Below are 22,546 nucleotides of genomic sequence, written 5' to 3'. Positions count from 1 at the left end.
GCCGACGCCGGTCAGAGTGATGGCAACGGGTTTCGCGGTGGCCATACTCCTCGGTGCGGGCATCCTGATGGTTCCGGCGGCCACCGTGCCTGGAAACGACACCGGCATTCTGCAGGCGCTGTTCACGTCGACCTCGGCGGTGAGCCTGACGGGTCTGATCGTGGTGGACACCCCGGTGTACTGGTCGGGTCTCGGCCAGGGCGTCATTCTCGGCCTGATTCAGATCGGCGGGTTCGGGATCATGACGATCGCGTCCTTGGTCGGGTTGCTCCTGGCGGATCGGATCGGTCTTCGGGGCAGGTTGAATGCGGCAGCCGAGGTACGCACATCCGGGCTGGGCGACGTTCGAAGCGTCGTCGTGGGTGTGTTTCGTACCAGTCTGATCATCGAGGGCGTCGTCGCGCTCTGTCTGTCGGCGCGCTTCTTCTTCGGATACGACGAGCCCCTCGGCCGCGCGATCTGGCTGGGGATCTTCCATTCCGTGTCGGCGTTCAACAACGCAGGATTCGCGCTCTTCAGCGACAACATGATCGGGTTCGCCACCGACCCGTGGATCTGTGTGCCGTTGTTGATCGCGGTCGTGTTGGGCGGCATCGGGTTTCCGGTTCTGTTCGAGATCGCCCGTCGTGCCCGATCGCGTGCCCGCGGCGTTCGTTCTCGCAAGCGCTGGACCTTGCACACCCGGATGACGTTGTCCGTCACCGCTGTTCTGTTGGTTCTCGGCCCGACGGTGGTGTTGCTTTTCGAGTGGTCGAGAACCCTGGGCGGATTCGGGTTCTGGGACAAGATGCTCGTCGCGACGTTCCAGGGCGTCATGCCCCGCACCGCAGGCTTCAACAGTGTCGATTACGCGGATGTGGACAACGCGACCCTCTTGATCACCGATGTCCTGATGTTCATCGGTGGTGGCAGCGGCGGTACGGCAGGCGGCATCAAGGTCACCACATTTGCCTTGCTGCTGTTCGTCATCGTGGCCGAAATCCGCGGTGACCGCGAGGTGACGGTGTTCGACCGTCGAATAGATCCTCGGGTGCAACGTCAGGCATTGACCGTCGCGTTGATCGGGGTGGCCCTCATCATGCTGCCGGTGGTGGCGCTGTTGGCCGGTACGAACTTCGACCTCGACGTGCTTCTCTTCGAGGTCGTCTCGGCATTCGCGACGGTGGGCCTGTCCACCGGAATCACCGCACAGTTGCCCGGCTGGGGCCAGATGATTCTGATCGTCCTGATGTATCTGGGCCGCATCGGTTCCATCACTCTGGTCAGTGCTCTCGCCGCCCGCGACCGCGGTCGGCGCTATATGCTTCCCACGGAAAGGCCGTTCATTGGCTAGGAAACCGTCCTCCGACGTCGTCGTCGTTCTCGGTCTCGGCCGCTTCGGTAAGTCGCTGGCGCTGGAACTGATGAGCCAGGGAGTCGAGGTGCTCGGCGTCGACAGCGACGAGGCCGTAGTGCAACGCGTGGCAGACCGTTTGACGCATGCTGTGGTGGCCGATACCACCGACGAGGAGTCGTTGCGACAACTTTCGGTACACGAGTACGACCGCGCCGTCGTGGGCATCGGTTCCAATCTCGAAGCGAGCCTGCTCACCGCATCGGCTCTGGTGAATCTGTCGATGTCGACCATCTGGGCCAAGGCTCTGAGCAACGCGCACGCCAAGATTCTCAGCCAGATCGGCGTCCACCACGTTGTCAGGCCCGAGCACGACATGGGTAAGCGAGTAGCTCACCTGGTACGTGGTCGGATGATGGACTACATCGAGTTCGACGACGGCTTTGCCATGGCGAAGACGTCGCCCCCGGCCTCGCTGCTAGGAAAAACTCTGGGCGAGAGTGGAATTCGCACCAAGCACGGAGTAACCGTCGTTGCAGTCAAGCGTCCGGGTGAAGGGTTCACCTACGCCACGGCAGACACGGTGATCGGCGCAGGCGATACCGTCATCGTCTCCGGCCAGGTTCGAGACACCGAAAAATTCAGCGAGTCGACATGAGCGCCTCCAGGGTCGCGCGCGCACCGTTCTTCTGAAGTGACGCCAACTGTGTCGTGTACTCGGCGACGAAACGTTCGTTGTCGATCAGATCGCCGAACACTGCTCGATTGGCGATGAAGGCCGTCGGATTCTCTCGCTGACTCTGCGCGATCGGAACGAGTGAATCCTTCAGTTGATCGACGATGTCGATGGGCTCACCGGCCTCGTCGACTGCCTCGGCGTAGCGTGCCCAACTGGCAACGACTGCGGTGGAGCGAGTGATCTCACCGCCGCTCTCGAGATTCTTGCGGATTACGGGCAACAGCCACTTGGGAATTCGATCCGAGGACTCAGCGCACAGGCGGGCGACGGTGTCGCGGATTTCCGGGTTGGAGAACCGTTCGATGAGCGTGTGCTTGTATTCGGCGAGGTCGATGCCGGGAACGGGTTGCAATGTGGGCGTTGCTTCCTCGTCCATGTACCCGAGTAGGAACGCGGCGAACTGCGGGTCCTGACAGACTTCGTGCACCAGTCGAAAACCGCTGAGGTAGCCGAAATACGCGAGCGCCTGATGGCTGGCGTTGAGCAGGCGCAGCTTCATCAGCTCGTACGGCGTGACGTCGTCGACAACCTGAACTCCGACGTCCTCGAGAGGCGGGCGCCCCAGCGTGAAGTTGTCCTCGAGCACCCACTGTGTGAACGGCTCACCGGCTACGGGCCACTGATCGTCGATGGCGTAGCGGGCAGAGAGTTCCTCGATCACTTCCGGTGTCGTGACCGGAGTGATGCGGTCGACCATGGAGTTGGGGAACGCCCCTTCTGCGGCGATCCAGTCTGCGAGAGCCGGATCCTTCAGGCGGGCGAAGGTGGTGAACGTCGATTGTGCGATGTGGCCGTTGCCTTCGATGTTGTCGCACGACATGATCGTGAACGGCTTCAGTCCGCGTTCCTTGCGCCGTGACAATGCCTCCACGACGAGCCCGAATGTGGTTGCCGGAACGGCCCCGTCCTCGAGATCGGCGACGATGGCGGGGTTCTCGACGTCGAACTCACCCGTCGTCGCGGAGAAGTTGTAGCCCCCCTCGGTGATCGTGAGGGAGACGATCCTCGTGGTCTCCGCGGCCATCTTCTCGACGACGGCCTCTGCGTCGTCGGGCGCGAAGAGATATTCGACGATGGATCCGACGACGCGGGTGTCCCACGTGCCGTCGGAATGCTTGAGCGCCAACGTGTACAGGCAGTTCTGCGCCTCCATCACGTCCTTCATCCGGCGGTCTCCGGGAAGTACGCCCACTCCACAGATGCCCCACTCGGACCCTTGCCCCTGTTGTAACAACCGGTCGATGTACATCGCCTGATGTGCTCGATGGAAGCCGCCGACACCGAAATGCACGATGCCTACGGTGACGTCGGAACGGTCGTAGGTGGGAACGGCCACGTCCTCGATGAAGTCGTCGAGATTGCGCGAGTTCAACTTCATACGTTCGTCTCCTTCGATGGGCTCTGGGAAAGACCGGGAATGACAACGGCTTTGATGCTGCCGGGTTGCTTGTCTGCATTCAAGGCATCCTCGACGCGATCGAGGCCGAAACGCGCGGTGACCATAGCATCGAGGTCGACGCGACCGGCCAGGACGAGCTCGCGCGCGATCGGCCACGTGTTGGCGTACCGAAAGACGCCGGTGAGAACCAGTTCTCGGTTCTGAATCAGTGAGATGGGGAGCGGGTAATCCGAGCCGCCCATGCCCACCAGTACGACGGTACCCGCCGGCCGAACAGCATGAATGCCGTCGACGACGGCCCGAGCGGCACCCGACGCGTCGATGAACGCGTCCACTTCCAGCGCACGTACGTCGTCCACTGCTGGATCGAGCACCCGCGTCGCACCGAGTTTCGCGGCATTGTCACGTCTCGGTGCGTCGATGTCACTGACGATCACCTCGGTGGCACCGAAAGCACGGGCCACCTGGGCGGTGACGATGCCGACCGGGCCTGCGCCCGCGATGAGCACGCTGGATCCGGCGGTGATTCCGGCCTTCTGCGCCGACGCGATACCGACCGACAGCGGCTCGAACAGTGCTGCGGCTTCGTCGGAGATCGAGTCGGGGACGTCGTGCGCGAACACCGACTGGATCAGTACGTACTCTGCCAGCGCGCCGTCGATCGGCGGCGTGGCGAAGAATTCCATGGCCGGGCACAGGTTGTAGCGGCCGGCGCGCGACTGGGCGCTGGTGGGATCGGGACGCTGCGGTTCGATGGACACCCGCTGCCCGACGCGGGCGTCGGACACATCGGAGCCGACCGCGACGATCACACCGGCCGCCTCGTGACCGAGGACCAGCGGGCCGTCGACCACGTACTCGCCGATGCGTCCCTCCCGGTAGTAATGCGCATCGGACCCGCACACGCCGACGGCGGTGACCTGGACCAGTACCTCGTCGTGGGCTGGGGTCGGCACCGGCCGGTCTTCCATTCGTATCTCGTGCACGCCGGTGAGCACGCTGGCCTGCATGGACTGTGGCACGGGCCGCTGGATGCGAGGGGGTGTTGTGTAGATCACACCTTAATGTTAGCTTAGTGAGCAGATGAACACGAGCTGAGCATTTGCTCACTGGTCAGGGAGGCGTCATGGACGGATCGGAGCCCGGCGGGGCGAAGTCCGCGCGGTCGGGAGAAGATCTCCGGCTGGCTCTGCGCGCCGCCACCATGTACCACCTCGAAGGTGCGACGCAGGCCGAGATCGCCGTGAAGCTGGGCGTCTCGCGCCCGACTGCAGGACGGTTGGTCGCGCGGGCTCGTTCCCAAGGGCTCGTGACGATCGAGATCAACGTTCCCGACGATCTGCAGGGCACCGTGCATGCGGACGTCGAGCGTGAGCTCGAAGCGAAGTTCGGACTCACCGAGGTGTTGGTCGTCTCGGACGTCATCGACGGCACGGACACCGGCTACGGATCCCTCGGCCGAGCGGCAGCGACGTTGCTCTCGCGTCGACTCAAGGATCGCGACGTCCTGGGGTTCACCTGGGGCCCCGAAACGGTGGCGGTGGCGAGCTCGCTGAAGACCCGATCTACCAAATGTGCTGCGGTGGTACAACTCGACGGCTCCATCACCTCGGCCGACTATCAGACCGGTGTCGAGTACACACTCGGACGGTGCGCTGCGTACCTGCAAGCGACACCCATCAGGCTCAACGCGCCGCTGTACGCCGATCAGGCGACAGTCGTTGCGTTGGAGCAGGATTCCGTGATCTCTCGCGCCCTCAAAGCCGGGACCGATGCCGATGTGATGATGTACGGCATCGGTCCCGTTTCCACGTCCACCACCTTGTTCGAGGGCAGCTTCATCGACCTCGACGTGCTCGAAGAATTGCGCCGCCTCGGTGCAGTCGGCGAGATCGGCGGACGGTTCTACGACGCCGACGGCATCGATACCGGAGGATCACTCCCCGGCCGAACCGTGTCGGTGGGGCTCGACGCCATCAGGGCGTGTGATCGGGCTGTGCTCGTCACCGGTGGGCAACGTAAACACGAGGCGCTCCTCGGTGCTCTGCGCGGCGGACTGGCCTCGATCCTGGTGACCGACATCGAAAGTGCACGCTGGCTCGTTGCGCAAGCTCCTGCAACGGCGACCTCCAATGGAAAGGTATTTCAGTGAGGGTTTTACCGAAAGTGGCTGTCGCGGCGTCGCTTGCGACAACCTTGGTGCTGTCCGGCTGCGCCGGAGCCGGCTCGTTCGGCGGTGACGGTGACGGCAAGACGATCACCGTCGCGATCGTCTCCAATTCACAGATGTCCGACGCCATTTCGCTCGCTCCGGAGTTCGAGGCGGAGAACCCCGGCATCAATCTGAAGTTCGTGTCGCTGTCGGAGAACGAGGCGCGGGCCAAGATCACCGCCTCGGTCGCCACCGGCGGCGGCGAGTTCGACGTGGTGATGATCAGCAACTTCGAGACCCCGCAGTGGGCCGAGAACGGCTGGCTGACCAACCTGTCCGAGTATGCCGACGCAACACCGGGCTACGACGAGGACGACTTCATTCCCACCCTGAAGGAGTCGCTGTCGTACGAGGGGAGCATGTACTCGGTGCCGTTCTACGGCGAATCCTCCTTCCTGATGTACCGGAAGGACCTGATGGAGGCTGCCGGCATCACCATGCCGGAGGAGCCCACCTGGCAGGAAGTCGCCGACGCCGCCGCGAAGCTCGACAGCCCGGACGTATCGGGAATCTGTTTGCGCGGCAAGCCCGGTTGGGGTGAAGTACTCGCCCCGTTGGATACCGTCATCAACGCATTCGGTGGTCGGTGGTTCGACGAGAACTGGAACGCACAGCTCAACAGCCCAGAGGTGGAACAGGCCGTTCAGTTCTACGTCGACCTGGTACGTGAGCACGGTCAGGCAGGCGCAGCGACGAGCGGTTTCAGCGAATGCGGAACGCAACTGTCGCAGGGAAATACGGCAATGTGGTACGACGCCACATCTGCAGTGTCGGTCCTCGAAGACCCGACGTCGTCGAACGTCGTCGGCAAGATCGGATACGCCAAGGCACCGTCGGCCGCCAAGGGCGACAACGGGTGGCTGTACTCCTGGGCCCTCGGAATCCCGAAGACGTCCGAGAATCCGGACGACGCCTGGAAGTTCGTCTCGTGGATGACCAGCAAGGAATACCTGAACAAGGTCGGCAACGAATTGGGTTGGGAGCGAGTGCCTCCCGGCAGCCGTCTGTCGACCTACCAGATTCCCGAATACGAGGAGGCGTCCGCTGCGTACGGTCAGGTCACCCTCGATTCGATCAACGGCGCGGATCCGAACAATCCCACTGTGGATCCGGTTCCGTACACCGGAGTGCAGTTCCTGACCATCCCCGAGTTCCAGGACCTCGGAACCCGCGTCAGTCAACAGATCAGCGCCGCAGTAGCAGGACGAATCAGCGTCCACGACGCGCTCGAACAAGCGCAGCAATACGCCGAAGTGGTCGGTAAGACGTACCAGGAGGACCAGGGATGACCACCACCGCAACACGATCGGCGCAGGCCGATTCCGAGGAGTTCGTACCGAGACCGAGGACGATCTCCAAGGCCGAAGGGTGGCGTCGCCGCGGCCCGCTGCTGCCGGCCATGGTGTTCGCCATTCTCGTCACCCAGGTTCCGTTCCTGTTCACGTTGTACTACTCGACGCAGTCGTGGAACCTCGTGCGACCGGGTTCGCAGAAGTTCAACTGGCTCAACAACTACGTCGCGGTGTTCCAGGACAGCCAGTTCCGTGAGGTCGCCCTCAACACGGTGATCATGATCGTCGGAACCGTCATCATCTCGGTGGTTCTCGGGTTGTTCCTGGCTCTGCTGTTGGACCGGAAGTTCATCGGCCGCAGCCTGATTCGCACCCTACTGATCACCCCGTTCCTCATCACCCCGGTAGCTGGCGCGTTGATCTGGAAGACCACGATGTTCGATCCCGTCTTCGGCCTGATCAACTTCGCGCTGAGCCCGTTCGGTGTCGATCAGATCGACTGGGTCTCGCGCTACCCATTGCCCGCCGTCATGGCGAACCTGATCTGGCAGTGGACTCCGTTCATGATGCTGCTGATCCTGGCCGGCCTGCAGTCGATGCCGAAGGACATTGCCGAGGCGGCACGGGTCGACGGGGCAGGGCCGATCAAGCTCTTCCGTGAGCTGACCCTCCCGCATCTGCGCCGATTCATCGAGCTCGGTGCGGTGCTCGGGGCCATCTATCTGGTCAACACCTTCGACGCGGTCTACATGATGACCTCCGGCGGACCGGGTGTGGCGAGCGCGAACCTGCCGTTCTACATCTACCAGCGAGCGTTCCTCGGCTTCGACATCGGCCAGGCCGCGGCCATGGGCGTCGTCACCGTCGTGGCCACCATCATCGTCAGCACCCTGGCGCTGAGACTGATCTTCAAGAGCTTCAGCGGAACCGAGGAGGCTGCGTGATGAGTACCGCAACTGTGGACAAGACAACTACTTCCGCGCCGATCAAGCGCAAGAGCAAGTGGGGCCCGGGGTCCATCTGGTCCTTCGTCGCCTGGGTCGCAGGCATCGCGTTCTTCTTCCCGGTGCTGTGGATGGTCCTCACCGGTTTCAAGCAGGAGGCCGACGCCTACTCCGACCCGCCCAAGCTGTTCTTCACACCTACTCTCGATCAGTATCGAGGGGTCCTGGAGAGCGGCATCGGCACGACGTTGCTGAACTCGGCGTTCGCGACCGTCGTCTCGACGATCTTCGTTCTGCTGCTGGGTGTTCCGGCTGCCTTTGCCCTGTCGCTGCGTCCGGTCAAGAAGACGAAGGACGTGCTGTTCTTCTTCATCTCCACCAAGATGCTGCCCGTCGTCGCCGCGATCGTCCCGCTGTACGTCATCGTCGGTGACATCGGAATGCTCGACAACATCTGGACTTTGGTCGTGCTGTACACCGCGATGAATCTTCCGATCGCCGTGTGGATGATGCGATCGTTCTTCCTCGAAGTGCCGAGCGAGCTGCTCGAAGCCGCGAGTATGGACGGCGCGTCACTGTGGACCTCGGTACGTGAGGTGATCCTGCCGCTGGTCTCGCCCGGCATCGCGGCCACGTCGTTGATCTGCGTCATCTTCTCGTGGAACGAATTCTTCTTCGCAGTCAACCTCACTGCCGTTCAGGCCCAGACGATTCCGGTGTACCTCGTCGGATTCATCACCGGTCAGGGCCTGTACTGGGCCCAGCTTTCCGCAGCTGCGACGTTCGCAGCACTTCCCGTCGTCCTTGCCGGATGGTTCGCGCAGAACAAGCTCGTGCGCGGCCTGTCCTTCGGCGCAATCAAGTAGGAGAAAGTCTTATGGCTGCAATCACGTACAAGAAGGCATCCTGCGTCTACGAAGGTGCCGACAAGCTCGCCGTCGATTCACTCGACCTCGACATCCAGGACGGCGAATTCGTCGTGCTGGTCGGGCCTTCCGGCTCCGGCAAGTCCACTGCTCTGCGGATGCTCGCCGGTCTCGAGGAGATCGACGGTGGTGCCATCGAGATCGGTGGCAAGAACATGGTGGGTGTGCCGTCGAAGGATCGGGACATCGCGATGGTGTTCCAGAATTACGCCCTGTACCCCAACAAGACCGTCGGGGAGAACATGGGTTTCGCCCTGAAGATGCGTGGTGTGTCCCTCGAGGAGCGCACGAAGAAGGTGGCCGAGGCCGCAAAGATCCTCGACCTCACCGAGTACCTGGATCGCAAGCCCGGCAAGCTCTCGGGTGGTCAGCGTCAGCGAGTTGCCATGGGGCGTGCCATCGTTCGTGAGCCGCAGGTGTTCTGCATGGACGAGCCCCTGTCCAACCTCGACGCGAAACTGCGAGTCCAGACGCGAACGCAGATCGCGGCGTTGCAGCGTCGACTCGGCACCACGACGGTCTACGTCACGCACGACCAGGTCGAGGCCATGACGATGGGTGATCGCGTTGCCGTGTTGCGCGGTGGCAAACTGCAGCAGTTCGCCTCTCCCACAGATCTGTACGACAACCCCGTCAACGCATTCGTCGCCGGCTTCATCGGCTCGCCTGCAATGAACCTGATGACGGTTCCCATCGGCTCGGGTGGCGTTCAGATCGGCTCGTTCCTGCTTCCGCTCGAACGCGACGAGCTGACCAAGCTCGCGAGCCTCGGCCTCGACAACGTCACCGTCGGGCTACGCCCGGAGCAGCTCGGCATCGTGCAGGGCGGCGGCGAAGGCTTCGAGGGCAAGGTGGATCTGATCGAGGAACTCGGCAGCGAGTCCTACCTCTACGCACACCTCGACGACCCGAAGGTCAAGGGGCTCGACGGCGGGCCGGTCTCACTCGTCGCCCGCTCGGCCGTTCGAGCTCCGGCCAAGATCGGCGAGAGCATCGGGCTGACGCGACTCGACGGTGCGATCCACCTCTTCCACCCTGAGACGGGGGAGCGCATCTAACGCGGTTGGTACGGGACTTTTCTGGACAGGATCAGTGCCGTCAGAAGCGCTGCGCCCCAGAGCAGGAAGATGCCGTCGAAGAACAGGTGACCGTACTTGACTGATCGGTTCTCGTCCGAGACGACCAATCCGATCACCGCTCCGATGAACGACGCACCGCCCCAGACAATTAGCAGTACAGAGCCGGGCCAGGATATGCCGAAGATCAACGACGGCACCCTCGTCCGGTTCTGTGCTGCCAGGCGCGGCCGGTTCAGATAGGCGAGGGCCGGAAGAATTGCTGCGGCGAGTTTGACGAGGGCAAGCACCAGCAGTGCCGTTCGTGCCGTTGCCGGTTCGGAGTCGACCCACTCCGTGGCGAAGGCACCGACGGTGTCGAGCAGCCATCGACCGCCTGCAGCCCAATAGGCGGAGAACGCGGCGTGAACGATCCCCAGTACGCACGCGATCGCAAAGAATCGGATGGCCACGGTGATCGAGGCTAGCCGAGTTGCCACCCCCGTTCAGGGGTAGCGAGGAATTGTTCATCTCCCCTACCGTGGCGGTGATGGGCATCACAGGCGCAGGAGGAAACATGGTCGACTCGGCATATACGGCATTCAGAAACGCACGCGATCTTCTGCTCGACACCTACGGCGACTACGACCGTGCGGTAGCGACTTTCGAATGGCCGTCGTTCGGCGAGACGTTCAACTGGGCCATCGACTGGTTCGACGCGATTGCCCGTGGCAACGACGGCACCGCGCTGTGGATCGTCGAAGAGGACGGCAGCGAGGCCAAATACAGTTTCGACGACATGGCGCGTCGCTCCGATCAGGTGGCTCGTTGGCTCGAATTGCAGGGAATCGGCCGCGGCGACTCGGTGATCCTGATGCTGGGCAACCAGGTGGAACTCTGGGAGTCGATGCTCGCGGTGATGAAGCTCGGAGCGGTCTTGATGCCGACGACCACGGCCATCGGGCCCGCCGACCTGACCGACCGAGTGGTGCGCGGCAATGCTCGCGCCGTGATCGTGAACCCCTCGGACACCGGCAAATTCGACGACGTGCCCGGAGACTATCTGCGAATCGCCACTACCGCCCACGACGGTTGGGTCGACTATTCGGATGCCCGCTCCGTCGAGGCCAGGCCGTTCGAGTCCGTCACCGCACCCACCGACCGCCTGCTGATGTACTTCACCTCCGGTACCACCAGCAAGCCGAAACTCGTCGAGCACACTCAGATCTCCTATCCCGCGGGGCATCTGAGCACGATGTACTTCCTCGGATTACGCCCGGGCGACGTGCACCTGAACATCAGCTCGCCGGGCTGGGCCAAGCATGCGTGGAGCTGCTTCTTCGCACCGTGGATCGCCGAGGCGACCATCTTCATCTACAACTACGGCAAGTTCGACGCGAAGGCATTGCTCGAGCAGATCCGCCGGGCCGAGGTGACGACGTTCTGCGCGCCACCGACCGTGTGGCGCATGCTGATTCAGGCAGACCTCGCCGGCGGGGGTGGTTCACTGCGTGAGGCAATCGGTGCCGGTGAGCCGCTCAACCCAGAGGTGATCTCGCGGGTGCAGCAGGACTGGGGCCTGAACATTCGGGACGGCTTCGGCCAGACCGAAACCACTGCGCTAGTTGCCAATACGCCGGGTGCGGTGCTGAAGTCCGGATCGATGGGCCGGCCACTGCCCGGCGTCCCCGTGGTGATCGTCGACCCCACCACCGGCGAATTGGCCGACGAGGGAGAGATCTGCCTCGACCTGGCGCAGCAGCCGTTCAACCTGATGACCGGCTATCTCGGCGACCCCGAACGCAACGCTGCCGTCATGGCCGACGGTTACTACCACACCGGTGACGTCGCATCGCGGGATTCCGAGGGCTACATCACCTACGTCGGCCGCACCGACGACGTGTTCAAGGCCTCGGACTACAAGATCTCTCCGTTCGAGCTCGAAAGCGTGCTGATCGAACACCCCGCGGTGGCCGAGGCGGCCGTCGTTCCGGCTCCCGACGAGACGCGGTTGGCCGTCCCCAAGGCGTACGTTGCGCTCGCAGCTGGCTGGGAACCCAACGAAGACACGGCATTCGAGATCCTGAAGTACGCCCGCGAGCACCTGGCCCCGTTCCTGCGAGTTCGGCGTATCGAGTTCTTCGAGCTACCCAAAACCATCTCGGGCAAGATCCGCCGCGTGGAATTGCGCGCCCGCGAGGACGCAGCCGTCGGACCACTGGACAGCGAGTGGCGTGACGACCAGTTCCCCGCGCTGAAGAGGTGACGTGAGCGCCCACTATTGGCTGCTCGCGACGGGATCCCGATTCTCGAGGCGAATTGTGGACGCTCAGATCAGTTGTGGGTGGGGCCGGCAGGGTCGGTTGTCGTAGGTGACGTGAGCGCCCACTATTGGTTGTTGGAGGCGGGATCCCGATTCTGGAGGCGAATTGTGGGCGCTGAGCTCAGTTGTGGGTGGGGCTGGCAGGGTCGGTAGTCGTAGGTGAGGTGAGCGCCCATTATTGGCTGCTCGCGGCGGGATCCCGATTCTCGACGCGAATTGTGGGCGTTCAGATCAGTTGCTCCAGAACCGCTCGAGGAATTCGAGCACCTCGGCCGATGCGGCCATCGTCGTCGCATGGTCGAACCCGCGAACGATGTGCAGTTCGGAGTCGGGCACCAGGGCGGCGGCGGCACGGGTGTCGCCCAGCCGGGTTCGATCCTCGCTGCCGACGTAGAACAGCGACGGTTGCGTGAAGTGCTGCAGGACGTCGTCGGGTAGGCCGGGATCGGCGTCGCATGCGCGGATGTACGCGGCCATGGCCTGAGCATCGTTGGCGGAGAACACCGCTCGTGTTCCCGGGTCGATGGGGAACATGCGGTGCGCGTTCCACGCCTCGAGGAACCCGTCCATGCCGCTGCGCTCCAACACGTCCGCGCAGCCCGGGAAGAACAGCCTGTCGAACGCTCCCGCCTGAGCGCCGTGACTACCGCCGCCCACCGCGAGTGAACGCACGCGTTCGGGCCTCGCCGCCGTCAACGCGAGACCGGCCCGCGCACCGAACGAATAGCCGAGATAGTCGACGGTCGGAGCGCCGACCGCGTCGAGAACCGACGTCAGATCTCCGACGATATTGGCCATGGCATAGGCATCGGGAGTATGGGGCTTCTCGCTGCGGCCATGACCGCGACTGTCGACCAGAATGAGCTGCCGAGTCCCGCGCAACGCCTTCACATATCCGAACGTCCGCCAAATCGTGTGCGTCAGGAAACTGCCGTGCACCATCAACAACGGCGGCCCGGACCCCACCACCGTGTACGCGATCTGCGTCCCATCATCTGCATTCGAGGCGTATTCCACCTTCCGATTCTGACCCTGGACGTCCACTCAACGTGACATTGACCCCCGAAAAGGCCACCGAACGTCACATTGACTCCTCCCGGGTGGGTGTTTCCGCGGCCGACTCGGCCGACTCGGCCGACTCGGCCGACTCGGCCGACTCGTTGGGCTGGGCGATCGGCGTCAGGTCGATGGTGCGGGTAGGGGCGATCGCGTCGAGGAACGGGCGATCGTGGCTGGCGATGATCAGTGCACCCTCGAATGTGTTCAGTGCGTCGATGAGGTGTTGGCGGCTGGTGATGTCGAGGTTGTTGGTGGGCTCGTCGAGCATCAGTAGTTTCGGTGCAGGCTCGGCCAGCAGGATTCGTGCCAGTGCGGCTCGCAGTCGCTCGCCTCCGGAGAGGGTGGCGACGACGGCGTCGGCGTCGGATCCGCGGAAGAGGAATCGGGCCAGTTGGCCACGGATCTGTTCGGCGGTGGCGTGCGGTGCCACGTCGGCGATGTTCTCGGCAACGGTGCGTGTTTCGTCGAAGATGTCGAGGCGTTGCGGAAGGTATTTCCACGGCACTTCGGCGTCGGCGGCGTCGAGACTGCGCAGCAGGGTGGTCTTACCGCTTCCGTTCGGCCCGACGAGTGCGATGCGTTCGGGACCGACGATGTGAACGTCGTCATGAGTCAGAACTACCTGTCCCGGATGGACTTTCGTTGCGGGCAGGTCGACGCGTATCTCGCGATCGTCGCGCAGGAGATCCTCGGCGGCAGACAGTGACGTCCGGGCATCGTCGACGCGATCGCTGTGGGTACCGCGTAGTTTGCCGGCCGATTCCTGTGCGGCCCGCTTGCGTCGGCCCGCAAGGACCGGCGGTACGCGCTTCTGCTCCGCCATCTTCTTGCCGTAGCGCAACCTGCGATCCAGTTTGATTTGTGTGTCGACCAATTCGCGTTCCTGCTTGCGCACGTCGTTCTTGGCGTCTCGGATGCTCGCCCGCGCGGCTTCCTGCTCGGCGTCGATCACCGATCGGTAGTGCGTGTAGTTTCCACCGAACATGCGTACTCGGGAGGTGCCGCTGCGTTCGGCGCGGACCTCGGCGATGGTATCGACACGCTCGAGCAATTCGAGGTCGTGGCTGCAGACGACGAGTACCCCCGAGTATCCGTCCACGGCCGCATACAGTCGTTCTCGTGCAACGAGATCCAGGTTGTTGGTCGGCTCGTCCAACAGCAGTACGTCTGGTTCGGCGAGCAATTGCGCGGTGAGAGCCAGCAGCATCGCTTCGCCACCGGACAGCGTGCCGACCGGTCGATCCAGGTCTGCGAGGGTGCCGACGATGCCGCCCAGACCGAGCTTGTTCGGCAACGCCAGGGCGCGTTCCTCGACGTCCCAGGAGGATCCGACGATGGCGAAATCGTCCTCGGAAGATGTACCGGATTCGATGCGATGCAATGCCTTTCGGACCGAATCGATGGCCAGCACGCGATCCACCGGGAGCTCGGGGTCGAGTGCGATGTCCTGACGGAGATAACCCAGGACGCCGGGCATCGAGATCGAACCGCGCTGCGGTGTCAGTTCTCCGGCGAGCAATCTCAGAAGGGTCGACTTTCCGGCACCGTTCGAACCGACGAGACCTGTTGTGCCGCTGGGGAAGATGGCCGACAACGCGTCGAACACGGGGTCGCCGTCGGGCCAGGAGAACGTCAGATCGGAGACAGAGAGGGAAGATGAATGAGGCATGGATGCTCCAAAGGTGTGCGTGCGGTCGAACTGCAGGCGTCTAGAACCTTTGGAAGAGCAATGGCCTCTCCGAATCTGTGGGCAACAAGGCGATCTCCACGCTAATGCCGAACGTGGGCAATCCGCAAGCGATTTAGACCGAGGGCCCCTTCTTGCGTAGTTCGTCCACTGTCGACATGGCTCCGCGCAGTTCGTCCAACCAGTCCTGCGTGTGCTCGCCGACCAACTTCACGGCCCACGACAGAGCGTCTGCACGAGACCGCGCGACTCCGGCATCGACGAGGGTGTCGAGGACGCGTCGTTCGGGCTGACGCAGGCGGGTCATGACCGGGACGGCCAGGTGGGTGAACAGGACTACCTCGGAATCGGTCCGAACGCCCCAGGCGACCTTGCGTCCGTAGCGCTTCTCGGCCTCGTCGGCAATCTGCATGCGCTCGGCCCGGGTGCCTTCTCGGAATCGGGCGATGCGGCCTTCGGTGGCGGCAGGTGAACTGCCCTCCTCGGTGGCCAACGTCCCGACCACCACGATCTCTTCGCGATCCACCTCGACCGACGCGGTGCCCTCGAACCAGCTGTCGGGCAATCTGCCGCCGAACCAGTCGCCGGCATCGGTGGCGTCGGGAACATCTGCGTGCTGCCAGCCGCCGGGGCGACCGAACGAGCGTCCGTTGGGTTTCATGGTGACTCCTCTGTAGGTTCAGTAATACTGATTACATGATTACACCCCATCTCGGGTTCGCGCCACCGCCGATTCGTCGGAGGCCTGGGGCATGATCGACTCCGTGCGCACAACGAGAAGACCGACGACTCTGGCCGCAATCGTGTCCGTACTGGCGCTGGTGGTCGCTGCCTGCGGAAACAGCGGGCCCGATCAGCCGCAGACGGTCGCCGAGCAGTTCGCGGCCGCCGTCAGCAGCTCGAACATCGATCAGGCAGCCGCGCTGACGACCGATCCCGCGGGCGCGAGCGCCGCTCTAACCCAGCTGTACGACGGGCTGTCCGGCGGCGGAACGGTGACGGCCACTCCCGATTTCGAGGCTGTCGACGCGAACGAGGATGCGGGCACGTTCACGCTGAACGCCGATTGGCGCTTCTCGACCACCACCGACGGCACGGCGGAACCGGACGGCCAGCCGAAGGAGTGGAACTACACGACGTCTGCGACCGCGGCAGAGACTCCGCAAGGGTGGAAGATCACCTGGGACCCGGCCATCTTGGTCCCCGGACTGACGGCCGATTCCTCGGTCCGATTCACCCCGACCGACGCGCTGGTCGCGCCCAGGGTGTTCGATGCCAACGGCGGCGAGCTCATGTCGCAGCAGGTCGTCACCCTCGTCAACGTCGATGCGACGGCCGATCCGGTGGCCGTCGCCGCTCTCGTCGGATCTGTCGTTCCCGGGATCACGGCCCAGTCTGTCGCATCGTCTGTTGCTGCTGCACAGGGTAATTCGGCGACCATAGTCTCGCTCCGTCAGGCGGACATCGATCCCATCGGAGCGCAGCTCGCGGCCGTTCCGGGAGTCACCCTGGCGCCACAGACTCGGCTGCTGGCCACCGATCGCAATCTTGTCTCGCCGGTTCTCAGCGACCTGACGTCGCTGTGGGAACAGGAGCAGGCGGCCAATCGAGGCTGGGCGATCCAATCGGTCGCTGCCGACAACACCGTCACCCAGCTTGCCGGTCGCGATGCCTCCACCGGTGACGACATCGCGACCACCGTCGACTCGGCGTTGCAGATCAAGGCCGAGAACGCCCTGGCGTCGGTGCCGCAGCAGGCTGCGATCGTCGCGCTTCGGCCGTCCACCGGAGAGGTTCTCGCCGTCGCGCAGAACGCCGCGGCGGATGCGGAGGGCCCGATTGCTCTGACCGGTCTCTACCCGCCCGGGTCGACTTTCAAGACGGTGACCACCTCGGCTGCTCTGCAATCCGGTGCCGTCACCCCCGACACCGTGTTGCCGTGCCCGGCGACGGAGAACATCGAGGGACGTCAGATTCCCAACGACGACAACTTCGCGCTCGGCGACGTTCCGTTGCACACTGCCTTCGCGAAATCGTGCAACACGACGATGGGCCGACTCGGCGTCGCCCTGCCGCCGAACGGTCTGACCGACGCGGCCGCGCAGTACGGCCTCGGCGTCGACTACGTGACCCCGGGCCTGACGACCGTCACCGGTTCGGTGCCGTCGGCCGACACCCCGGCGCAGCGCGTCGAATCCGCCATCGGCCAAGGGCAGGTGACTGCGTCACCGTTCGGCATGGCGCTGGTCGCGTCGTCGATCGCGAACAACGGATTGCTCCCGCCGACGGTCGTCTCGGGTAAGCCCGGCGTGGGAAACATGCAGCCGGCAGCGGTGAACCCACAGGTCACCGAGCAGATCAAGGCCATGATGCGCGAGACCATCACCGGTGGTACGGCCACGGCACTGAACGGCATTCCGGGGCTGCTCGGCAAGACCGGAACCGCCGAATTCGGGCCGAACAACGAAGGAGCGCACGGCTGGTTCGTCGGGATCTCCGGTGATCTCGCGTTCGCGGTCTTCGTGAACAACGCGGGAAGTTCGGCGCCCGCCATCGAGGCTGCAGGACGCTTTCTGAGGTAACAGCCCGAGGTAAACGGACCACTCCGTATCTCAATCGTGACCGGCTTGTATGAATCCCGTGCTTGTTACTCGTGTGACTACAGTGAATATTGTGACTCATGAGTTCTATGAGTCGTGTCCGTCGTGGCCCGCGCAAGGTCCGCGGTCGCTACCTCGTCGCAGTTGCAGCATCGGCGACGCTGTCGGTCTCGGCCGTGTTCTGGATGGTCGACCGCCCACCGAGCGAGGCCGAGGTATTGGTCTCCAAATTCGTCGACGCGCTGGACAACCGCGATGTCGCGGCGGCGGCAGCACTGACGACGTACCCGAACGCCGCGACGGCAGCTCTGAATCAGATGTTCGACGGTTTGTCGGCCGACGGTAGATCGACGGGCGACTTCGACCTGACGCAGTACATGGATCTCTCCGACGAGAGCGGATTCTTCACGCTCGCGTCCGCCTGGAATTTCGGCGAGGGCAAGGACTGGAAGTACAGCGCTCAGGGCGCAACCAAGAAGCTCAGTGTCGGCTGGCGTATCGCGTGGGATCCGGCCACGCTCGTTCCGGATCTGACCTCCGGTGGGTCGGTTCGCTACACCCGCACCGACGCCGCTCCGCCGTTGATCTTCGATTCCGCGAACAACGTGCTGATGAGTGAGCGGACCATCAACGCCATCTCTCTCGACCCCGCCCAGATCAGTGATCCGGCGGCGTCGACTCAGCAACTCGCCGATGTCATCGACGTCGTCGCGCCGCTGATCACCTCCGAATCGCTACTGAAGGAACTCGATTCGGCCCACGGAGCTCCGATCACCGCAGTGACACTGCGCGACGACGACTTCGCCGTTCTCGAAGACGATCTGCGAGCGGTGCCGGGAGTGGTGGTCGCCCCGCAGCCGAAGCTCATCGTCGACGACCGTCGAATCACCTCCCCGGTGCTCGACTCCCTGCGCGCCGCATGGCAATCCGGCCGCGACGCCACCGCAGGCTGGGCCGTCGACACCTACACCGTCGACGGAACCGGTGAACGACGCGTGGGATTCCAGGGACCGGGCGGACCGGACCTGCACGCAACGCTCGATCCGCGCGTCCAACTCGCGGCCGAGAACGCTGTGGTGATGGCGGGTACATCCGCGTCGATCGTGGCGGTGTCCACGTCGACCGGTGCGATTCTCGGTGCGGCACAGAACAGTTACGCCAACGAGCAGGGCGACGTGGTGTTCGCCGGCTCCTATCCGGCCGGCACCGCGTCGGAGTTGATCAAAGCCGTACAGGCCGACCGGGGCGACGACAGTGCCGACGACGCGGCGGCACGCCTGGGTCTGGGAATTCACTATGCAATGCCCGGTCTCGACGCCTACACCGGCACCCCCGCCGACAGCCGGAGCGCGATCGACGGTATTCGGAACGTCTCCACCGCATCCGGAGCCGAGGCGACGGTGACACCGTTCGGACTGGCCCAGATGGCAGCAGCGATCTCCCGCGGCAGCGCGCCCACGCCGGCCATCGTTGCCGGGCAGACTGCAGTGGCAGACCGCGCAGCCGAGCCCATGGGCCCTGACGCTGCAGCCCGCCTGCGTGAGATCGTGGCCGCATCGTCGAACAGCAGTGGTCTCGATACGTTCGACGGCGTGCAGGGATTTGCCGGGGAGAGCGGCGATGATCGCTTCGTGCTCGCGACCAGCGGCGATGTTGCCTTCGCCGTCTACATCGAGGACGCCGACGGTGGGGATCAGGCAGTGCGGATGACTAGCCGCTTGCTGCAGGAGATGGCGAACCCCGTCGAATAGGGGCTCGATCGTTAGGCACGGTAGTTTTGTTCGGTGACTGTGCTCGATTTCGGACTACTGGTGGTGGCCGGGTTCTTCGCCGGCCTCATCGGGTTCGTCACCGGGCTCGCATCCCTCGTGTCCTATCCGGCGCTGTTGGCGGTAGGGCTTCCCGCGGTCTCGGCGAACGTCACCAACACCGTCGCGCTGGTCGCTGCCGGAGTGGGTGCCACTACGAGCTCGTCGGCCGAACTCGCAAAGGACGGCAAACAGCTGATTCGCTACGCCGTCTACTCGGCGCTCGGCGGGACCACCGGAGCCATCCTGCTGCTCGTCACTCCGGAGGGATCGTTCGAGGTCATCGTGCCCTTCCTGGTCGCGATGGCTGCGATTGCGCTGCTGCTGCAGCCGAAAATCCGAACGTTGTCCGGCGGCAGGCAATTTCCGACGCTGTACCCGCTGGCGCTGTTCGCCGTCGCCATCTACGGGGGCTACTTCGGAGCCGGAGCCGGGGTTATCTTCCTGGCCCTGGCGCTGATCTGTACGTCCGACACGTTCTGGCGCGCAAGCATTCTGAAGAGCTTCTTCCTCGGCATCGCCAATCTCATTGCGGCGATCATCTTCTCGTTCTCCGGCCACGTGAACTGGTGGGCCGCTCTGGCTCTCGCAATCGGCTGCTTCGTCGGCGGTGCCTGCGGGCCACCGACCGTCAAGGTGATCTCGCCGATCGTGCTCCGCGTCGGCGTCGGAATTCTGGGACTCGGCCTCGCCGGCTGGTTGGGGTACCAGGCATTCGGCTGACGTCGTAGGTGATCTGAGTGTCCACCATTTCAGCCGGGAGGCGCGATCCCGCTTCTGGAACGAAATAGTGGACACTCAGATCAGTTGTGCCTCAGCTTCTGAGGAGACACCGCAGCATCCACCGGTCGTGGGGGCGTCGGGCTCGTCGAACAGGCCGGCTCCACCGCAGACGCCCGTGTCGGGCAACGTCAGCTCCACCTTTCGCGCGCCCTCGTGATCGCCCGCCAGTTCGGCGGCGATGCTGCGCACCTGCTCGTATCCGGTCATCGCCAGAAACGTCGGCGCACGTCCGTAGCTCTTCATGCCAACCAGGTACAGGCCGGGTTCGGGCTGGGTGAGTTCCTCGACGCCGTGCGGGGACACCGAGCCGCAGGAGTGGATGTTCGGATCCACCAGCTCGGCGACGAACTTCGGTGCCTGCAGAGTGGGATCGAGATCGAGGCGCACTTCGGACAACCATGACAAGTCCGGACGGAACCCGGTCAGTGCGACGACGCGGTCGACGTTCTCGATACGGGTGCCGCCGTCGCCCACGAGGGCGAGCCGATCACCCTGTACAGCAACGGCTTCGGTGCGAAATCCGGAGACCACGGTGAGGTAACCGTCGTCGACGGCCTTCTTCGCGCGTTGGCCGAGTGCGCCGCGCGCCGCGAGTTCGTCGGCCGCACCGCCGCCGAAGACCTCCGCGGTGACGCCTCGACGCACGGCCCAGGTGAGCGTCGTGCCGGGCTCGTCGGCGGCGAGCTCTGCGAAGGTGATGATGCCGGTCAGCGCGGAGTGGCCGCTACCGGCGATGACGGTGTGCTTGCCCGCGAACTGGGAGCGAATCGCCGGATCGGCCAGATCGGGGACTCGGTAGTCGATGCGGTCGGCGGCGGCCTTCTCGCCGATGGCCGGAAGCCCCTCGCTGCCCAGTGGATTCGGCGATCTCCAGGTGCCCGACGCGTCGACCACGGCGCGAGCGAGGATGCGTTCCTCGCTGCCGTCGGAGTGGCGAACATGCACCGACAGTGGTTCGGTGTCGCGTCCGGCGTCGACGACGCGGTCGCGTCCCCGGCGGGCGACGCCGACCACTTCGCAGTCGACTCGGACGGTATCGCCGAGCACAGCAGCGAGGGGCGCGAGATAGTGCTCCACCCATTCGCGTCCGGTGGCGTAGGTGTCGCCGTCCGGCGGAGTCCAACCGGTGGGTTCGAGCAGTCGGGCGGCAGCCGGGTCGACGACCTCGGACCACGGAGAGAACAACCGCACGTGATTCCATTCGGACACCGCCGATCCGGCCGACGGTCCACGTTCGAGAACGAGGACGGCAGAACCGGTTTCGGTCAGGTGCGCCGCGGCAGCGAGACCGATGGGGCCTGCGCCGACCACCACTACGGGGTATTCGTTCATGACTGATCTACCTTTCCTCGTCGAACGAGAGTGTCCACTGCTGCGCGTGCGGTCCGGCCGACGCCGATGAGCGTCGCCGAGGCCGGGCCGGTCCAGTCGCCGTAACCCAGGAACTCCAGCGTCGGTTCACCGCGAACGTGATTGCCGTCCAACATTATTCCCGATCCTTCGGTGTGCAGGTGCAGCGGCTGCAGATGCCGCAGTGCGGGTCGGAATCCGGTGCACCAGAGGATTACATCCAGCTTTTCCGTCGTCTGTCCGTCGGTGACGCCGTCGGTGGTGATCGCGGTGAACATCGGCCGGGCGTGCAGCACTCCGCGATCCCTGGCCTCCCGCACCGGCGGGACCATGACGATGTCGCCCAGACCGGCGACCCCGCCGGTATCGGGACCGCCTGCCGCCAGAGTGCGGGACCGATCGCTGGCGACATCGAACAGCACCCGACCGTCGACGTCGTCGGGCAGAAACCTCGGCTCGCGGTTGGTGAACCACAGGGTCTGCGCGACCGTGGATATCTCGGCGAGTATCTGCGCCGCCGAGTTTCCGCCGCCGACGATTCCTACTCGCTTGCCCACGAACTGATCCGGCGTTCGGTAGTCAGCGGCATGCAGCTGGGTCCCACCGAACTCACGCATGCCCGGGTAGCTCGGCCAGAACGGCCGAGACCACGTTCCCGTCGCACTGACGACTGCTGCGGCACCGTACGACTCGCCGTCGGTGTCGACTCGATAGCCCTCGGTCGTACGATGCACGGACTTCACGTCGACGGGCCTCTGCACCGGCAAGTCGTACCTCTTCTCGTACGCCCGCAGGTAGTCCACCACATGCGATGCCGGCGGAAAACCACTGTGACACGCCGGCATCGGCCAACCGGGTAGTCGCGAGTACTCGGCCGGCGAGAACAGATGCAGGGACGGCCAGTAGTCCTGCCAGGACCCGCCGGCGTGCGTCTGGTTGTCGAGGATGACGAAGTCCAGACCGGCTCGTCGCAGGTAGTAGCCGGCGGCCAGTCCTGCCTGACCGCCGCCGATCACCACCACCTCGGTGTTCATTC

The 22,546-nt window shown here is 64.2% G+C and carries 19 protein-coding genes; 11 read left to right on the top strand and 8 right to left on the bottom strand.

Features of this window, described 5'->3' with window-relative positions; translation table 11 throughout:
- The first annotated feature begins 19 nt into the window (after nt 1–19).
- A complete protein-coding gene (locus CH281_RS24610) occupies nt 20–1,333 on the top strand; it encodes a TrkH family potassium uptake protein (protein ID WP_032367124.1) in 1,314 nt (437 codons plus the stop codon).
- Nucleotides 1,326–1,991, top strand: coding sequence for a potassium channel family protein (locus CH281_RS24605; RefSeq protein WP_027495332.1), 666 nt, complete (start codon nt 1,326–1,328; stop codon nt 1,989–1,991). The genes CH281_RS24610 and CH281_RS24605 overlap by 8 nt, the downstream gene beginning before the upstream one ends.
- Here CH281_RS24605 and CH281_RS24600 read toward each other — a convergent pair.
- Nucleotides 1,975–3,450 (bottom strand): mannitol dehydrogenase family protein, encoded by a 1,476-nt coding sequence (locus CH281_RS24600; RefSeq protein ID WP_032367123.1) that lies wholly within the window; start codon nt 3,448–3,450, stop codon nt 1,975–1,977. The genes CH281_RS24605 and CH281_RS24600 overlap by 17 nt on opposite strands.
- Nucleotides 3,447–4,481, bottom strand: coding sequence for an NAD(P)-dependent alcohol dehydrogenase (locus CH281_RS24595; RefSeq protein ID WP_027495334.1), 1,035 nt, complete (start codon nt 4,479–4,481; stop codon nt 3,447–3,449). The genes CH281_RS24600 and CH281_RS24595 overlap by 4 nt, the downstream gene beginning before the upstream one ends.
- Nucleotides 4,482–4,597: 116 nt before the next feature.
- On the opposite strand from CH281_RS24595, the gene CH281_RS24590 reads away from it, so the two are divergent.
- The 5 genes from CH281_RS24590 to CH281_RS24570 are packed head-to-tail and all read left to right on the top strand — an operon-like array spanning nt 4,598 to nt 9,903.
- Nucleotides 4,598–5,623: a sugar-binding transcriptional regulator gene (locus tag CH281_RS24590; protein WP_032367122.1), complete on the top strand. Its 1,026-nt coding sequence runs from the start codon at nt 4,598–4,600 to the stop codon at nt 5,621–5,623.
- Entirely contained in the window at nt 5,620–6,972 is a 1,353-nt protein-coding gene (locus CH281_RS24585; RefSeq protein ID WP_441344194.1) for an ABC transporter substrate-binding protein, read from the top strand. The genes CH281_RS24590 and CH281_RS24585 overlap by 4 nt, the downstream gene beginning before the upstream one ends.
- Nucleotides 6,969–7,919, top strand: a complete 951-nt coding sequence (locus tag CH281_RS24580) for a carbohydrate ABC transporter permease (protein WP_027495336.1) — start codon at nt 6,969–6,971, stop codon at nt 7,917–7,919. The genes CH281_RS24585 and CH281_RS24580 overlap by 4 nt, the downstream gene beginning before the upstream one ends.
- The gene (locus tag CH281_RS24575) at nt 7,919–8,785 is read left to right on the top strand and encodes a carbohydrate ABC transporter permease (protein WP_027495337.1); all 867 of its coding nucleotides are present in this window, start codon (nt 7,919–7,921) and stop codon (nt 8,783–8,785) included. Before CH281_RS24580 ends, CH281_RS24575 begins: the two co-directional genes overlap by 1 nt.
- Nucleotides 8,786–8,796: 11 nt before the next feature.
- Nucleotides 8,797–9,903 (top strand): ABC transporter ATP-binding protein, encoded by a 1,107-nt coding sequence (locus CH281_RS24570; RefSeq protein ID WP_027495338.1) that lies wholly within the window; start codon nt 8,797–8,799, stop codon nt 9,901–9,903.
- On the opposite strand, the gene CH281_RS24565 is transcribed toward CH281_RS24570, so the two are convergent.
- Entirely contained in the window at nt 9,900–10,373 is a 474-nt protein-coding gene (locus tag CH281_RS24565; RefSeq protein WP_218829794.1) for a DUF3995 domain-containing protein, read from the bottom strand. The two genes, CH281_RS24570 and CH281_RS24565, sit on opposite strands and share 4 nt — an antisense overlap.
- A 77-nt stretch (nt 10,374–10,450) precedes the next feature.
- Here CH281_RS24565 and CH281_RS24560 point away from each other — a divergent pair, with 77 nt between their 5' ends.
- Nucleotides 10,451–12,166 carry an AMP-binding protein gene (locus CH281_RS24560; protein WP_371128956.1) on the top strand — a complete coding sequence of 572 codons (1,716 nt, stop codon included), beginning with the start codon at nt 10,451–10,453 and terminating at the stop codon, nt 12,164–12,166.
- A gap of 288 nt (nt 12,167–12,454) precedes the next feature.
- Here the strand turns inward: CH281_RS24560 and CH281_RS24555 are convergent, their stop codons facing one another.
- The 3 genes from CH281_RS24555 to CH281_RS24545 form a co-directional block, all read right to left on the bottom strand.
- A complete protein-coding gene (locus tag CH281_RS24555; protein ID WP_094695810.1) occupies nt 12,455–13,240 on the bottom strand; it encodes an alpha/beta fold hydrolase in 786 nt (261 codons plus the stop codon).
- Nucleotides 13,241–13,304: 64 nt separating this feature from the next.
- Nucleotides 13,305–14,951 (bottom strand): ABC-F family ATP-binding cassette domain-containing protein, encoded by a 1,647-nt coding sequence (locus tag CH281_RS24550; protein ID WP_094695739.1) that lies wholly within the window; start codon nt 14,949–14,951, stop codon nt 13,305–13,307.
- A 133-nt stretch (nt 14,952–15,084) separates the two neighbouring features.
- Nucleotides 15,085–15,630 carry a hypothetical protein gene (locus tag CH281_RS24545; RefSeq protein ID WP_032374791.1) on the bottom strand — a complete coding sequence of 182 codons (546 nt, stop codon included), beginning with the start codon at nt 15,628–15,630 and terminating at the stop codon, nt 15,085–15,087.
- 91 nt (nt 15,631–15,721) lie between these two features.
- Between CH281_RS24545 and CH281_RS24540 the strand changes: the two genes are divergently transcribed.
- The 3 genes from CH281_RS24540 to CH281_RS24530 all read left to right on the top strand — a co-directional run bounded on the left by CH281_RS24540 (nt 15,722) and on the right by CH281_RS24530 (nt 20,100).
- Complete coding sequence (locus tag CH281_RS24540; RefSeq protein WP_094695738.1) at nt 15,722–17,551, top strand: penicillin-binding transpeptidase domain-containing protein; 1,830 nt, start codon at nt 15,722–15,724, stop codon at nt 17,549–17,551.
- A 107-nt stretch (nt 17,552–17,658) separates the two neighbouring features.
- Nucleotides 17,659–19,320 (top strand): NTF2-like N-terminal transpeptidase domain-containing protein, encoded by a 1,662-nt coding sequence (locus CH281_RS24535; RefSeq protein WP_179274286.1) that lies wholly within the window; start codon nt 17,659–17,661, stop codon nt 19,318–19,320.
- Nucleotides 19,321–19,353: 33 nt separating this feature from the next.
- Nucleotides 19,354–20,100 carry a sulfite exporter TauE/SafE family protein gene (locus CH281_RS24530; protein WP_027495346.1) on the top strand — a complete coding sequence of 249 codons (747 nt, stop codon included), beginning with the start codon at nt 19,354–19,356 and terminating at the stop codon, nt 20,098–20,100.
- Between the two features lie 75 nt (nt 20,101–20,175).
- Here the strand turns inward: CH281_RS24530 and CH281_RS24525 are convergent, their stop codons facing one another.
- The gene (locus CH281_RS24525) at nt 20,176–21,492 is read right to left on the bottom strand and encodes an FAD-dependent oxidoreductase (protein ID WP_094695737.1); all 1,317 of its coding nucleotides are present in this window, start codon (nt 21,490–21,492) and stop codon (nt 20,176–20,178) included.
- The gene (locus CH281_RS24520; RefSeq protein ID WP_094695736.1) at nt 21,489–22,544 is read right to left on the bottom strand and encodes an ArsO family NAD(P)H-dependent flavin-containing monooxygenase; all 1,056 of its coding nucleotides are present in this window, start codon (nt 22,542–22,544) and stop codon (nt 21,489–21,491) included. The genes CH281_RS24525 and CH281_RS24520 overlap by 4 nt, the downstream gene beginning before the upstream one ends.
- Between the last annotated feature and the right edge of the window lie 2 nt (nt 22,545–22,546).

Origin of the sequence: Rhodococcus sp. 06-221-2 (genome assembly GCF_002258365.1) — a bacterium.
Classification (GTDB): domain Bacteria; phylum Actinomycetota; class Actinomycetes; order Mycobacteriales; family Mycobacteriaceae; genus Rhodococcoides; species Rhodococcoides fascians.
This window is presented reverse-complemented; position numbering and strand designations above follow the sequence as displayed.